At 43.7% G+C, this 14,032-nt stretch carries 17 protein-coding genes; 2 read left to right on the plus strand and 15 right to left on the minus strand.

Going from position 1 to position 14,032, the window contains the following annotated elements; translation table 11 throughout:
• Positions 1-125: 125 nt before the first annotated feature.
• Positions 126-560: an acyl-CoA thioesterase gene (locus NM125_RS14910; protein WP_255135772.1), complete on the plus strand. Its 435-nt coding sequence runs from the start codon at positions 126-128 to the stop codon at positions 558-560.
• Positions 561-702: 142 nt separating this feature from the next.
• Entirely contained in the window at positions 703-1,953 is a 1,251-nt protein-coding gene (locus NM125_RS14915) for an HD domain-containing protein (RefSeq protein WP_255135773.1), read from the plus strand.
• Here the strand turns inward: NM125_RS14915 and NM125_RS14920 are convergent.
• The 15 genes from NM125_RS14920 to NM125_RS14990 all read right to left on the minus strand — a co-directional run bounded on the left by NM125_RS14920 (position 1,950) and on the right by NM125_RS14990 (position 14,031).
• Positions 1,950-2,426, minus strand: coding sequence for a response regulator (locus tag NM125_RS14920; protein WP_255135774.1), 477 nt, complete (start codon positions 2,424-2,426; stop codon positions 1,950-1,952). The two genes, NM125_RS14915 and NM125_RS14920, sit on opposite strands and share 4 nt — an antisense overlap.
• Before the next feature lie 67 nt (positions 2,427-2,493).
• Positions 2,494-2,961, minus strand: coding sequence for a dihydrofolate reductase (locus NM125_RS14925; RefSeq protein ID WP_255135775.1), 468 nt, complete (start codon positions 2,959-2,961; stop codon positions 2,494-2,496).
• Positions 2,958-3,806: a thymidylate synthase gene (locus tag NM125_RS14930; protein WP_255135776.1), complete on the minus strand. Its 849-nt coding sequence runs from the start codon at positions 3,804-3,806 to the stop codon at positions 2,958-2,960. Before NM125_RS14930 ends, NM125_RS14925 begins: the two co-directional genes overlap by 4 nt.
• A gap of 16 nt (positions 3,807-3,822) precedes the next feature.
• Positions 3,823-5,205 carry a magnesium transporter gene (gene mgtE / locus NM125_RS14935; RefSeq protein ID WP_255135777.1) on the minus strand — a complete coding sequence of 461 codons (1,383 nt, stop codon included), beginning with the start codon at positions 5,203-5,205 and terminating at the stop codon, positions 3,823-3,825.
• Positions 5,206-5,318: 113 nt separating this feature from the next.
• Positions 5,319-6,065: a ribonuclease III gene (gene rnc / locus NM125_RS14940; protein ID WP_255135778.1), complete on the minus strand. Its 747-nt coding sequence runs from the start codon at positions 6,063-6,065 to the stop codon at positions 5,319-5,321.
• A 6-nt stretch (positions 6,066-6,071) separates the two neighbouring features.
• The gene (gene fabF / locus NM125_RS14945) at positions 6,072-7,316 is read right to left on the minus strand and encodes a beta-ketoacyl-ACP synthase II (protein ID WP_255135779.1); all 1,245 of its coding nucleotides are present in this window, start codon (positions 7,314-7,316) and stop codon (positions 6,072-6,074) included.
• Positions 7,317-7,353: 37 nt separating this feature from the next.
• Positions 7,354-7,593, minus strand: a complete 240-nt coding sequence (locus NM125_RS14950) for an acyl carrier protein (protein ID WP_255135780.1) — start codon at positions 7,591-7,593, stop codon at positions 7,354-7,356.
• A 99-nt stretch (positions 7,594-7,692) separates the two neighbouring features.
• Positions 7,693-8,442 (minus strand): 3-oxoacyl-[acyl-carrier-protein] reductase, encoded by a 750-nt coding sequence (fabG, locus tag NM125_RS14955; protein WP_255135781.1) that lies wholly within the window; start codon positions 8,440-8,442, stop codon positions 7,693-7,695.
• A 9-nt stretch (positions 8,443-8,451) separates the two neighbouring features.
• Entirely contained in the window at positions 8,452-9,339 is an 888-nt protein-coding gene (gene fabD / locus NM125_RS14960) for an ACP S-malonyltransferase (RefSeq protein WP_255135782.1), read from the minus strand.
• Position 9,340: 1 nt separating this feature from the next.
• Positions 9,341-10,333 (minus strand): beta-ketoacyl-ACP synthase III, encoded by a 993-nt coding sequence (locus NM125_RS14965; protein WP_255135783.1) that lies wholly within the window; start codon positions 10,331-10,333, stop codon positions 9,341-9,343.
• A 13-nt stretch (positions 10,334-10,346) separates the two neighbouring features.
• Positions 10,347-11,330, minus strand: a complete 984-nt coding sequence (gene plsX, locus NM125_RS14970; protein ID WP_255135784.1) for a phosphate acyltransferase PlsX — start codon at positions 11,328-11,330, stop codon at positions 10,347-10,349.
• 11 nt (positions 11,331-11,341) lie between these two features.
• Complete coding sequence (rpmF, locus tag NM125_RS14975; protein ID WP_255135785.1) at positions 11,342-11,521, minus strand: 50S ribosomal protein L32; 180 nt, start codon at positions 11,519-11,521, stop codon at positions 11,342-11,344.
• An 18-nt stretch (positions 11,522-11,539) separates the two neighbouring features.
• Positions 11,540-12,043 (minus strand): YceD family protein, encoded by a 504-nt coding sequence (locus NM125_RS14980; RefSeq protein WP_255135786.1) that lies wholly within the window; start codon positions 12,041-12,043, stop codon positions 11,540-11,542.
• Between the two features lie 53 nt (positions 12,044-12,096).
• Positions 12,097-12,732 (minus strand): deoxynucleoside kinase, encoded by a 636-nt coding sequence (locus NM125_RS14985; RefSeq protein ID WP_255135787.1) that lies wholly within the window; start codon positions 12,730-12,732, stop codon positions 12,097-12,099.
• 12 nt (positions 12,733-12,744) lie between these two features.
• Complete coding sequence (locus NM125_RS14990; protein ID WP_255135788.1) at positions 12,745-14,031, minus strand: glucose-6-phosphate isomerase; 1,287 nt, start codon at positions 14,029-14,031, stop codon at positions 12,745-12,747.
• Position 14,032 lies beyond the last annotated feature (1 nt).

The following is a 14,032-nucleotide window of genomic DNA, read 5'->3' on the forward strand; positions in this document are numbered from 1 at the left end:
TCGTGTACTGAATTTGGTTTAAATTTAGTCGGGTTGAATATAATAAATATAGCTTCCAGAATAAGCCTTTTAGCATTTGTCATTTCGCCTGATCACCCGCATCTTCAGAACAAAAAAAAGCACCCATGTTTAGACCTGAATATAACCCTGACACTTTTTATCACTGGACCGAAATCCCTGTTCGTTTTCGGGACCTGGATCCACTGAATCATGTAAATAATGCCCTGTTTAACACTTATCTGGAGGAAGCCCGGATACAGTTTTTGGGTGAAGTTGGGCAGATGCAAAATGAATTCACAGAAGGCAAAACCTTTGTACTGGTGAAGATTACCATAGAATACCTCAAACAGATTACTTTTCCCTCCACCTTACTGGTTGGCACAGGCGTGGGTGAAGTAGGAAACTCCAGTATTGAAGCGGTTCAGGGAATCTACGATAAGAAATCGAAAGACCTGATGGGGGTAGCGAAATCAACCGGTGTTTGGTATGATATCAATAAAAAGCGCCCTACCCGCCTCCCGGAAATTGAAAATTTAGGCGATATGGTTGTTGGGGAGTGATGTAGTGATTAGGTGATGAAGTGATAATGACTTTAAAAACCTCGCGGTCTCACCATATCACTTCATCACCTATTCACTTTATCACTCTTTACCTCATTTCTACATATCTTCAACGGCTCAAACATAATTCTCCTTAAAGCACATGGATAAAAGCACACGGTATAAAATTTTCAATGATCCGATTCATGGGTTTATCACCGTTCCAAAAGGTCCGATTCTTAGACTCATCGACCACCCTTATGTGCAGCGATTGAGGAGAATCCGTCAGCTGGGGCTTGGTTACCTTGTTTTCCCGGCCGCCGAACATTCCCGGTTTTCACATGCTTTAGGCGCCCTTGAGTTAGGTCAGCGCGTGCTAAACAACCTTCGTGAAAAGGATACCACCATTAGTCAGCCCGAATACGAAGGGACATTGATGGCGATTTTACTTCACGATGTAGGCCACGGCCCCCTTTCTCACACTCTGGAGCATACTTTGATAAAGGACTTCAACCATGAGATGATGAGCTTGTCCATCATGAAAGAGCTCAATAAGGAGTTTCATGGAGCGCTGGACACCGCCATCGATATTTTCACCAATCAGCACAAGAAGAAGTTTCTGCATCAGTTGATTTCTTCCCAGCTCGATTTAGATCGCCTCGATTACCTTCGACGGGATAGTTTTTTTACCGGTGTTTCGGAAGGTACGGTAGGTATCAACCGGATTTTGAAGACCATGCGGGTTTTCAAAGGGAACATTGTGATTGAAAAGAAAGGAATATATGCTGTTGAGAATTACATTATCGCCCGCCGTTTGATGTACATGCAGGTGTACCAACACAAAACTGTTTTAAGTGCAGATTTTTTACTTCGAAGCATATTTAAGCGGGTACATCATCTAATTGCTGACGGAAAGGAACTGGATTTTGCCTCACCGGCCCTTCAGTATTTCCTGACCGAACAGCCTTCAGCCAAGAAAACAATCACTAAACAAATGATTGACCGTTACGCTGAAATGGATGACCACGATGTGTACTTAAGTATAAAAATCTGGAAGAAATGCGGAGATAAAATTCTGTCGAATCTCTGCCACCGGTTTCTAAATCGGGATTTATTCCGAACCACCTTTCTGGATAAGAAACCCACCAAAGCCCAGCTGAATGAAATCACCCAGAAAACTCAAAAAGCGCTAAAAAGACTTCGATTGCCTACAGATGAAACAGCTGTGGAACATTATCTGGGTTTTGAAAACAGCTATTCAGAAGCCTACAAATATAAGAATGAGAGCATCTGGATTTTGGAGGACGAGAAGGCTATTGAGTTCTCTAAAGCTGCAGAAACAAAAAATATTATAGCTTTAACAGAACCCGTTGTAAAACACTACTGCGTGCACCTAAAAGATATCAGCATTTAAGAAGCCGATTTTTTAACGGGTAGGAATTGGGAGAGTTTGTCAAACAGATCTTCTTCATTAAAAGGTTTTTTCAGGTATTCCGAAAATCCTTGATTCATTAAGTCTGATCTCGATTCTTTATGTTCCCCGGAAGTAAAAGCGATGATAGGGATGCTGTTTACTTTATTACCCCGGTTTAACTTTCTGATTTTTCTCATGGCTTCGATACCGCCCATCACAGGCATACAAATATCCATTAGAATTACATCGGGCTTTTGTCCCTCAAAGTGTAGCAGCGCTTCTACCCCGTTTTCGGCTTCTTGTGTCTCGAAATTATTTCGCTCGAGTATAATCCTGGCCAGGCTTCTGTTAAACTTAAGATCATCTACGATCAAAGCCTTCAGTGCCTTCGTATCTTTTTTTGTTGGATTATGTTTTAAAGCCCGGCTCATTCTATAATTTATAAGATGATTTCCGCCATTCACGTAACTCATCAAAATTATTAAAAGAGACTTCGGATTACAGGTTAATCTTTCTTAATTAATACTTGTAAATCGGGTATCAGACACGCTTATAGGTTATGAAGCTGAGCTCTTCGTGATCCTCTCTCGATTCTTCCTTCCAGGTTGTTCCTATTTCATCTCTGTATTCAGGAAAATAGGTGTCTCCTTCATATTCCTGATGGATTTCAGTAATGATGAGCTTGTCGGCTATATCTATGGTTTGCCTGTATAATACGCCGCCACCGATAATGAAAACTTCCTCCTCGTTAGACGATTTTAATGCATCTTCGAGAGAGGAATAGGTATCAACGTTCTTGTAATTTTGAGTTGTGGAGAGTACAATATTCTTTCGTTCAGGAAGCGGAATTTCATTTAACTCCTCAAAAACACCCCGGCCCATTATGATAGTTTTACCAATCGTGGTTCTTTTGAAATGCTTTAAATCTTCCGGGTATCTCCACGGTAACCCGCCCTCTTTACCTATTACAAGATTGGGGTCGTGTGCAGCAACAAGAGTGATGGTCATACTGCAACCTCAAATTTAATTACCGGATCGGGATCATAGTTCTCCAGTGTGAAATCATCAAAAGTTAGTTCATCTACCGGTTTGTTGGCTATTTTCAAGGTTGGAAGTGGTTTAGGCTTTCGGGTGAGCTGCTCCTTCAAACCATCAACGTGATTTACGTAGATATGAGCGTCTACTATGGAGTGCGCGAAGGTTCCCGGTTCAAGTCCAACTTCCTGAGCAACCGCCATGGTTAAGGCAGAATAACATGCCAGGTTAAACGGAATACCCAGGGCAATGTCTCCAGAGCGTTGCGTTAAATGGCAGTTTAACTTACCGTCAGCCACATTGAAAATATACATCAGGTGGCAAGGCGGAAGACCCATTTCATCCAGTAAACCCGGGTGCCAGGCACTCACCACAATCCTTCTGCTGTTCGGGTTATTTTTCAGCATATCAATAGCTCGCTGAACCTGATCAAACTCTTTGCGAACCCAAACTTCTTTATCCAGGGCTGAGCCGTTTCCTTCAAACCGTACTGATTCTTTCTCAAAATATGGAAATCTTCGCCAGAGCACGGGGTAAATGGGGCCAACATGTCCATCTTCATCGGCCCAGGCGTCCCAGATATGGCAATCGTTTTCATCCCGTAACCAACGAATGTGATCCTCTCCCCTCAGGTACCAGAGCATTTCTAAAATCACCGATCTGAAATACACTTTCTTAGTGGTAAGCAGAGGAAAACCTTCCGATAAATCTACTTTATAAAATTCAGCAAAATTTGAAATCGTGTCGGTGCCGGTCCGGTTTTCTTTCCTGACCCCATTTTCAAGTACGCTTTTTACAAGATCGTGGTATGCTTTCATCGAAGTATGTTGGGCTTTAAAGTAAGGTTCCGCTTAAAAGTACAATTGCTATGGTAAAATAAATAATGATTCCGCTCACATCTACTATAGTTGCAACAAAAGGAGCTGAAGATACGGCCGGATCCAAATTCATTTTTGAGAGAAAGAACGGCAGCATGGCCCCGGTAAAATTCCCGAACAACACAATGGAAAAAAGGCTCAATCCAATCACTCCTGCTGTAAGGAATACAGTTTTGGAAAGCTCAGCTCCTCCAATTAAATCCCACCCGATTAAGGTGAAAAATCCTAACAGACCAATCAATCCTCCAAGCATAAGACCAGATGTAAATTCACGTCTGAATACTTTCTTCCAGTCTTCCGGTTTAAGGTCGTCGGTGGCAAGGGCTCGTATCACCAATGTAGCCGCCTGAGAGCCGGAGTTACCTCCACTGGAGATAATCAACGGCACAAAAAACGACAAGGCTACGACTTTCTGAAGTACTTCTTCATACCCACCCATAGCGATGGCGGTTAATATCTGTCCGACAAAAAGCACAATCAGCCACCAAAGCCGTTTTTTAACGATATCGAAAATGGAGGATTGAGAATAATAGTCATCCAGAGCATCCATACCGGCCATTTTCTGCATATCCTCGGTAGTCTCTTCCTCGGCCACGTCAATCACGTCATCTGCAGTCACAATTCCTACAAGCACCCCATCCGAATCAACAACCGGTAAGGCTACACGGTCGTATTTGGCCAGCATCTTAACCGCCTCTTCCTGATCATCATAAACAGACAGAGCTTCAAAAGAGCGGTCCATCAACACATCAATCTGGTCTTCCTGATTAGCCAGGATCAGATGGGTAATCCGAAGATCATCAATCAGGTGCTCTTTGTCATCAACCACGTAAATTACGTTAATGGTTTCTGCAGTTTCCCCATACTTGCGGATGTGAGCCATACTCCGCTCTATCGACCAATCCGATTTCACCCGAACATAGCGTGGAGTCATCAATCGGCCAACGCTTTCTTCGGGGTAACCCAGCAGTTTCTTAAGCTGTTTCTGGTCTTCCCGGTTGATGGAGTTCATAACCCGCTGGGTTAGATGTCCGGGCAATTCTTCCAGAATCGAAACCTGTTCATCAGGCTCAAGATTAACCATTACATCACTCAGCTGCTGCTTGCTGAACAGCTCCAGAAGCTCCACACCTTTAGAAGATGGTAGTTCTGCAAAAACATCGGCAGCCACCGGTTTCTTCAACAGCCGGAAAACAACCACGGCAATATCGCCCGGTAATTCAAGTAACAGGTCGGCAATGTCAACGGCGGGCACATCGTTCAACACCTCTTTTAAGGCCACCCAATCTTTGGAAGCGATGAGCTCTTCGAATTCCGGTTTAATGAGTTGAACAAACATGGATTTTCCTTTTGAATGGGCCTGTGGTGGACGGGCTAAGAATCGGGGTTAATCCATCAAAAAACAAGTTTGGTGACGCTTAATTCTCTACAATCACCTTAGAAAATAACTAATCAGTCTTTAATACTCTTTAGTGCTTCACGGGCTGCTTTTTGCTCGGCCTTTTTCTTGCTTTTCCCAACACCGGTTCCCAGTTCTTCCTCTCCTATCAGTACTTTCACCTCGAATGTACGATTGTGCCCCGGCCCGCTTTCATTGACCAGCTCATACCTGGGAATGGGCATTTTTTCAGCCTGCGCATATTCAAGCAAGGCACTTTTATAATTGTCCAGCGTATTTATGAGTTCTTTTATAATCAGGTTTTCTTCAATCACCTTATCCACAAAATCATAAGCATGCTGATACCCTTTTGTGATGTAAATGGCAGCAATGATGGATTCAAAAGCGTCTGCCAAAATACTCTTAGCAACCTTTGTACTACCGTTTCTCTCTCCCAACTCCATTAAATCTTCTATGCCCAGCTTCTTGGAAAAATCGGACAGTGTTTCTCCCCTTACCAGTTTGGCCCGGACTTTTGTGAGAAATCCTTCGTCTTTCTCAGGGTATTGATTGAACAAAATTTCTGCTGCAATCAAATCCAGGACGGCATCTCCTAAAAATTCGAGGCGTTCATAGGAGTCATACGTTTCGTACTGCTCCTGGGAAAGCGTGGAGCGGTGACGCAGAGCCTTTAAAAAAAGAGAAGGATCGTCGATTTGAAAACCAACGATCCTTTCTAATTTCTCAATTCTGCTTTTAAGTTCAGGGCTAAGATCTGATTTCTTCTTCTTTGTAAAAAGAGACCTGAACCAATCGGGCATGAATGCTTAGTCCTTGTACTTTTTAAATACGAGGGTTGAATTATGGCCGCCAAAACCGAATGCATTGTTAAGTGCGTATTCAACATCGCGTACCACCGCTTCATTAGCGGTGTAGTTCAGGTCACATTCCGGATCCTGATTTTCGATGTTAACGGTTGGAGGCACCATACCGTGATATATAGCCAGCAGTGATGCGATAGATTCAATAGCTCCTGCAGCTCCCAAAGTATGACCGTGCATACTCTTGGTAGAGTTCAGGTTGATTTTCTTCGCATGATCGCCAAATACCTTTTTGATGGTATTGGTTTCAGCTATATCACCTAACGGTGTGGATGTGCCGTGCATGTTGATGTGATCTACATCTTCCGGCTTAATACCTGCTGCCTTCATGGCTTTGGTCATGGCCAGTATCACTCCGTTTCCATCCGGATCGGGAGCGGTGATGTGATATGCATCAGCAGAGAAGCCATACCCTTTGATTTCACCGTAAATACGGGCACCACGATCGAGAGCAGATTCCAGGCTTTCAAGAATGAAAATACCTGCACCTTCACCCAATACAAATCCATCACGATCTTTATCGAATGGACGTGACGCCGTTTCCGGGGAATCGTTTCGGGTTGACATTGCCTTCATGCTGTTGAAACCAGAAATCCCGATTTTGGTAACCGGAGCTTCAGTTCCACCGGCAACGGCATAATCTGCCTGTCCATACCGGATGGTATCGTAGGCGAGCCCGATGTTATGAGAACCCGTTGCGCAAGCAGATACCGCGCAGTAATTAGGACCTCTGAATCCATATCGTATGGAAATCTGGCCAGATACGATATCGGGAATAAGCATGGGTATAAAGAATGGGGAAACCCCTCTTGGCCCGTGCTCATGAAACGATACCGATTGTTCATAGAAAGTTTCCATGCCACCGATACCGGTTCCCACCAATACAGCAACCTCATCCTTATTTATCTTTTCCAGATCAAGCTTACTGTCTTCGAGCGCTTCACCGGAAGCGATAAGGGCATATTGTGCCACTTTATCTAACCGCCGGGCTTCTTTACGATCGAAATAATTGGAGTAATCGTAGTCCTCAATCTGAGCAGCAAATTTTGTGGCGAAGTCGGTTGTGTCAAAATGTTCGACAGGCCGGACTCCGTTTTTACCTGAAACTAAACCGTTCCAGAAGTCCGGTGCACTTTTCCCGATTGGGGTGAAGGCACCGATACCTGTTACTACAACTCTGCGAGTGCTCATAGGAATGTGTTATTAAATGTAGTACGTATTAAACTAATTAAGACAGTTTTCCTGAAAGATAACTTACAGCGTCACCTACAGTGGCGATGTTTTCGGCGTCTTCGTCAGGAATACTGAGATCGAATTCTTTTTCGAACTCCATGATCAATTCTACTGTATCCAGAGAATCGGCTCCGAGGTCGTTAGTGAAGTTTGCATCACCTGCAACTTCTGATTCGTCTACACCAAGTTTATCTACAATGATAGCTTTTACTTTTGATTCTACGTCTTGTGACATATTGTGTCCTTTTCAGTGATTAGTTGGTAATTATAATTTTTATAAAATAAGTGTTTTCAACTTAAAAATTCAGTCTGGTATCTGCAATACGTAACCGCATTACATTGCCATGCCGCCATCAACCCGAATTACTTCTCCGGTAATGTATGAACTCATATCCGAGGATAGGAATACAACGGCATCAGCTACTTCATCGGCCTCTCCTGCTCTTCCAAGTGGAGTTTCCGCTTTGATACCTTCCAATACTTTCTCGTCAAGCTCACCGGTCATGTCGGTCAGAATATATCCCGGAGCAATTACATTTGCACGAATATTTCTGGACGAAAGTTCTTTGGCATATGATTTGGTGAACCCAATAATACCGGCTTTAGAGGCTGCGTAATTACTTTGGCCTGCGTTGCCGGTAATACCCACAACGGAACTAATATTAATGATAGATCCGCCTCGATTTCTCATCATGGGTTTGGCGGCTGCTTTAGAATAATTGAAAATACTTTTCAGGTTCGTGGTGATCACATCATCCCATTGCTCTTCGCTCATGCGAAGGATAAGATTGTCTTTGGTAATGCCGGCGTTGTTTACAATCACATCCAGCTTTTCCCAGTCATTTACAATCTCATTGATTACTTCTTCAGCACGTTCGTAATTAACCGCATCGGCCTGGAGTGCTTTTGCTTTGCGCCCTTTTGCTTCAATCTCGGACTTTACTTCTTCTGCGGCGTCAGCCGAGCGGGCATAGGTTATGGCAACATCGGCGCCAAAATCAGCCAGCTTAAGCGCAATGGCTCTTCCTATACCCCGGCTGCCTCCGGTTACCAAACACGTTTTTCCTTCAAGTGTTAAACTCATAGTCTGTTCTTATTGATGTCCTGAAATTTCTACGTCTTTCAATGTTCTTTTAACCAAGCCCTGAAGCACTTTACCGGGACCAACTTCCACAAAGGCATTCGCTCCATCCGAGCTCATGTTGTTCAAGGTTTGTGTCCAGCGTACCGGATTCAATAACTGATTTAACAAATTTGATCTGATCTCTTCAGGATCAGTGGTAGCTTCGGCGGTGTAGTTACTGTAAATCGGGCAGTTTGTTTCGCTGATGTCCAATTTCTGCAGTTGATCTTTTAAACCATCGTAAGCCGGCTGCATTAAAGAGGAATGAAACGCTCCACTTACCGGAAGTAATTTTGCCATTCGGGCTCCATTCTCTTTGGCAAGTTCAACAGCTTTCTCTACCGCTTCCTGATATCCGGAAATCACAAGCTGCCCCGGACAGTTGTAATTAGCAGCAATCACTTCTTTGCCGGTTTCTTCAGTAGCCTGAGCACAAACTTTTTCTACAGCCTCATCCTCCATTCCAATAACAGCAGCCATGGTTCCGGGATTATCCGTACCGGCTTTCTGCATCAATTCACCCCGACGGCGAACAATTTTTAGCGCATCTTCAAAAGAAACGGCCCCACATGCTACCAGGGCAGAAAATTCGCCCAGGCTGTGTCCGGCAACCATATCGGGTGTGACACCCAGCGTTTTAAATAACGCCACGGAGTGCAGAAATATGGCGGGTTGTGTAAACTCGGTTTGGGTAAGTTTCTCTTGTGGACCTTCAAACATAATGGTCTTCAGGTCGATGCCTAAAATTTCATTGGCATCATCAAAATACTTTGCGGCATGAGGGTTGGAGTCGTATAGCTCTTTCCCCATTCCTACAAATTGAGATCCCTGTCCGGGAAATAAATAGGCTGTACTCATCTTACTTAATCCCCCATGTTAAATAAATGGCGCCCCACGTAAAGCCGCCACCAAAGGCAGCCAATATGATGTTGTCGCCGTGATTCAACTTATCTTTCCAATCATACAAACAAAGCGGAATGGTTGCCGCCGTTGTATTTCCATACTTATTAATATTGATCATCACTTTCTCGTTAGAGAGTCCCATTCGGCGGGCAGTTGCATCAATAATTCTCAAATTTGCCTGATGCGGAACCAGCCATGCTACATCCTCCGGCTCCAGGTTATTCCGCTCCATAATTTCGAGTGACACATCGGCCATTCCCATCGTTGCTTTCTTGAAAACTGCGCGACCATCCTGTTGTAGGTAGTGCATTTTATTTTTCACAGTTTCTTCGGTAGCTGGGTTTCTGCTTCCTCCGGCCGGCTGATACAGGCTGCATTCCGAATCGCCTTCCGTGTAATGCTTCTGATCTATAATGCCGGTGCCGTCTTCTGACTCTTCCAATAATACCGCTCCGGCTCCATCACCAAACAATATACATGTGGTTCTGTCGGTCATATCCAGGATGGAGCTCATTTTATCGGTACCGATTACCAAAACTTTTTTGGCCCGGCCAGACTCGATGTACATAGTACCGGTGCTCAGCGCATAAAGAAAACCCGAGCAGGCGGCCGAAAGATCAAAAGCAAAAGCATTTTTAGCACCTATCATACCTTGTACAAGGCATGCTGTTGCCGGGAACATATAATCCGGTGTTACCGTGGCAAGAATAATAAGGTCAATCTCTTCGGCAGATATACCACGATTTTTCAGGGCTTCTTTTGCAGCTTCTGCTCCCATAAAAGCCGTAGCTTTCTCAGGGTCTTTAAGAATTCGCCGCTCCTCAATTCCTGTGCGTGTTCTGATCCATTCATCATTGGTATCTACCAGTTTCTCAAGATCTTTGTTTGTCATTCGATCTTCAGGCAGATATTGTCCTACCGATGTAATTTTAGCTCGTTTTACTTCCATGAAGAGATTTAGCTCAGTTTAGAGATGCTACGATTTTGCCGTTCACATCGTTTTCTACTGTTTGAACAGCACTTTTTATCATATTTTTGATCGCAAGAGGTGAGCTTCCGCCGTGTCCGACAATACTCACTCCGTTTACGCCTAAGAAAGGAATACCGCCAACGTTTTCATAATTAAATGAGGATAAAGCGGTGTGTAATACTTTTTGAATCTGCCCCACTTCCTCTTTGGAAAGCCCCATTTCCTTAACGGCACCGCCAATCATTTGCTGTACTATTTCAGGAATGGATTCACCGAATTTGAGCACGATATTGCCCACCAAACCATCACATAAAAATACGTCGGCTTTACCGGGAAGGATATCTTTACCCTCCACATTACCAACAAAGTTGTCATGGTTTTTTAATTCGGCGTGAATTTCTTTAAGGAGATCGGTGCCCTTCCCCTCTTCTTCTCCTACATTAAGGAGACCAACTTTGGGGTTGTCAATTTTCAGGATCTGCTGGCAGTAGATTTGCCCCATTTTGGCAAACTGCACGGCGGCTTCCGGTTTAATTTCCAGATTGGCTCCTGCATCAACCAGCAGTCTAAATCCTTTTATTGTTGGGAAATAAGAAGCAATAGTTGGTCGCAATACTCCTTTTAGTTTACCTAAGCCAAACATGGATGCTGCCAATAAAGCCCCGGTATTCCCGGCACTTACAAAAGCATCGCACTTACCGGCTTTATGCAGGCCTACCCCAACTACTATAGATGATTGTTGTTTAGTTTTTACAGCCTGTGCAGGAGATTCTTCCATCCCAATAACCTGAGGAGCATCATGTACAAGAACCCGCTGTGTATCATAATCATGATTTGCGAGTTCTTTATTCACTTGATCTTCAGGGCCAAACAGAAGAACAGTGAGTTCACTGTTTTCTTCAACGGCCTGAAGGGCTCCTTCTACAGGATTTTTTGGGTAATAATCTCCACCGGCTGCATCTACTGCAACAATCATATATCAGTTTTTTAGTTAGCTGCTTTCATTACCTGGCGGCCACGGTAGTAACCACATTCTGCGCATGCATGGTGGTAACGATGGAGAGCACCGCAGTTAGAACATTTGGATAAGGTTACGTCAGAAATTGCGTGATGTGCACGACGCTTGTTCTTACGGGCATTCGATGTTCTTCGTTTTGGATGTGCCATTAAATTTACCTTGTATCGTTAATCTTTTAATTCTTTCAATTTTTCCCACCGTGGATCGATTTTTTCTTCATCATCTTCAGGAATATCACCGAATTGCTCATTCAGTACTTCCTTGGGATTTCCGTCCTCGTCCAGAAAGCGGGGATGTAATTTCTTTGTTGGGAGATTAAGCAAAATGGTATCTCTAACATCCTGCTCTAAATCAATTTGCTTACTTGCGTGATCGTAATTTCTTACTGCACCGTTTTCATCAGCTGATTCTTCAACTTCTTCAGCCTTAAAAAGGACCTCGTAATCCTGCTGCACTTCATAATCAAAGGCATCAAGGGAGCGGTCGCATACAAGTTCAACGTTCGCATCAATTGAAAACTGAGTGCGAACAAACTGCATAGTGCGATAGAAATCAATATGTAAAGAACCGCCTTTAAAAGTGACGTCTCCCAAATCAAGTTCCTCAGAACTTAATTGAAGAGTTTTTTCACTTTGTTCTTCAGGTATCTCAAAGATCTTAAACTTAAGCATAGAACTTCTCCTCAATAGCTACCTAAAATAAGCATTATACTTCTGTGGTTCAATCAATTAAATAAGCCAAACATTCGCTGGTCTATTAAATCAATTACCTTCCCTAAATCCTCTTCATTATTCACAAAATCGAGGTCATCGGTATCAATAATGAGTTTTTCGTGAGGATAACGGCCGATCCAGTCCTCATACAGGTTGTTCAACCTTTCCAGGTACTCAATGCGAATGGTGTTCTCATAGTCTCTTCCCCGCTGCTGAATTTGCTTCACCAAAGTGGGAACCTGTGCACGCAAGTAGATGAGCAGGTCCGGCGGGCGGAGGTAATAGCTCATTTCATTAAACAGTGCTTCGTAGTTGGCAAAATCACGATCACTCATCAGGTTCATGTTGTGGAGGTTCTTAGCAAAAATCTCCACGTCTTCATAAATGGTTCTGTCCTGAATTAAGTTCACATCGTCGTTCAGCATCTCTTTTTGATGGCGAAAACGGCTGGAAAGAAAATAGATCTGGAGATTAAAACTCCATCGGCGCATGTCTTCATAAAAATCCTGCAAATACGGATTGTCATCTACCGATTCGTAGAATGCCTCCCAGTTAAAATGTTTTGCCAGTAATCCTGTTAACGATGATTTCCCGGCACCGATATTCCCGGCTACCGCTACATATTTTGATTTATTTTCCTGATCCATAGATTGATTTAATTATTTACCAAGTAGTCGATACATGGCTTTTTTATAGTCTTCCACTCCAGGTTGATTGAATGGATTGACCTCTAAACTATACACAAAAATTCCGGTTAATAGCTCGAAGAAATAAATCAGCTGCCCGATGTTCTCTTCGTTTAAAGCAGGTAACGAAACCCTCACTATCGGAACGTCCCCTTCGCTGTGAGCTTCGGTTGTTCCTTCCCGGGCTTTGGTGTTAATTTCGTGGAATGATTTCCCGGCCAGGTAATTAAGCTCATCATCATTTCCTTCAAGCTTGTTTACCTGCAATTTTGAGAATGGCTTTTCTACGATTATAAAGGTCTCCATCAGGCTGCGCTTACCTTGCTGTATAAACTGACCAATACTGTGCAGATCTGTAGAAAAAGTGGCTACTGTTGGAAAGATACCTTTCCCCTCCTTCCCTTCACTTTCACCAAGCAATTGTTGAATCCACCCGCCAAGAGAAGTCAGCTCCGGCTCAAAAGTTGCAAATACATCAATGGTTTTACCGGATTCATGAATGGCATTCCGAAGAGCCGCATATTCCAGTAGATCTTCAGCGTTTTCTTCGTACGAATTGTATGCTGAAACCGCTCCGTAGAAAAGAGTCCGGATATCAATGCCTGCAACGGCAATTGGAAGCAGACCAACCGGTGTCAGTACCGAGTACCTTCCGCCAACGTTGTCGGGAATAATAAATTTACGATATCCTTTTTGTTCAATCAGTTTATTAAGAAGCCCGCCTTCTTTGCTGGTTGTGCATATAATATGTTCGGAAGCACCTTCGCCGTACATCTCCTCCAGAAGTTCTCTGAGCATCCTGAATGCCAGAGCCGTTTCAAGAGTTGAACCGGATTTCGAAATTACATTCACATAAATACGCTTCGGCTCGCCATTCTCTTTGGGCTGCTTCAGGTAATTCAGGAGCTGCTCCAGGTATTTCCCTCCAATATGATGGCCGGCATATAGTATTTCCGGTCCATTACTGCCAAAGTGAGGAGAAAGGGCATCGATCACGGCTTTGGCTCCTAAATAGGAACCGCCAATTCCACATACTATAAAGACATCGGCTTTAGCCCGAATCTCTTCTCCAAGAGATCCGATCTTTTCAAGTTCGGCATCGTTTGGATCCGCCAGCAAATCACGCCAGCCAAGCCATTCGGAGCCGGGACCCGTTTTATTCTTTAAATGATCAAGTGCGGTATCTGCCTTTTTCCGGGCTTTGAGATACTCATCATCTTGAATGAATTTTCGGGCAATACTTATATCACAGTTGATCATG

This window comes from Gracilimonas sediminicola, from assembly GCF_024320785.1.
Lineage (GTDB): Bacteria > Bacteroidota > Rhodothermia > Balneolales > Balneolaceae > Gracilimonas > Gracilimonas sediminicola.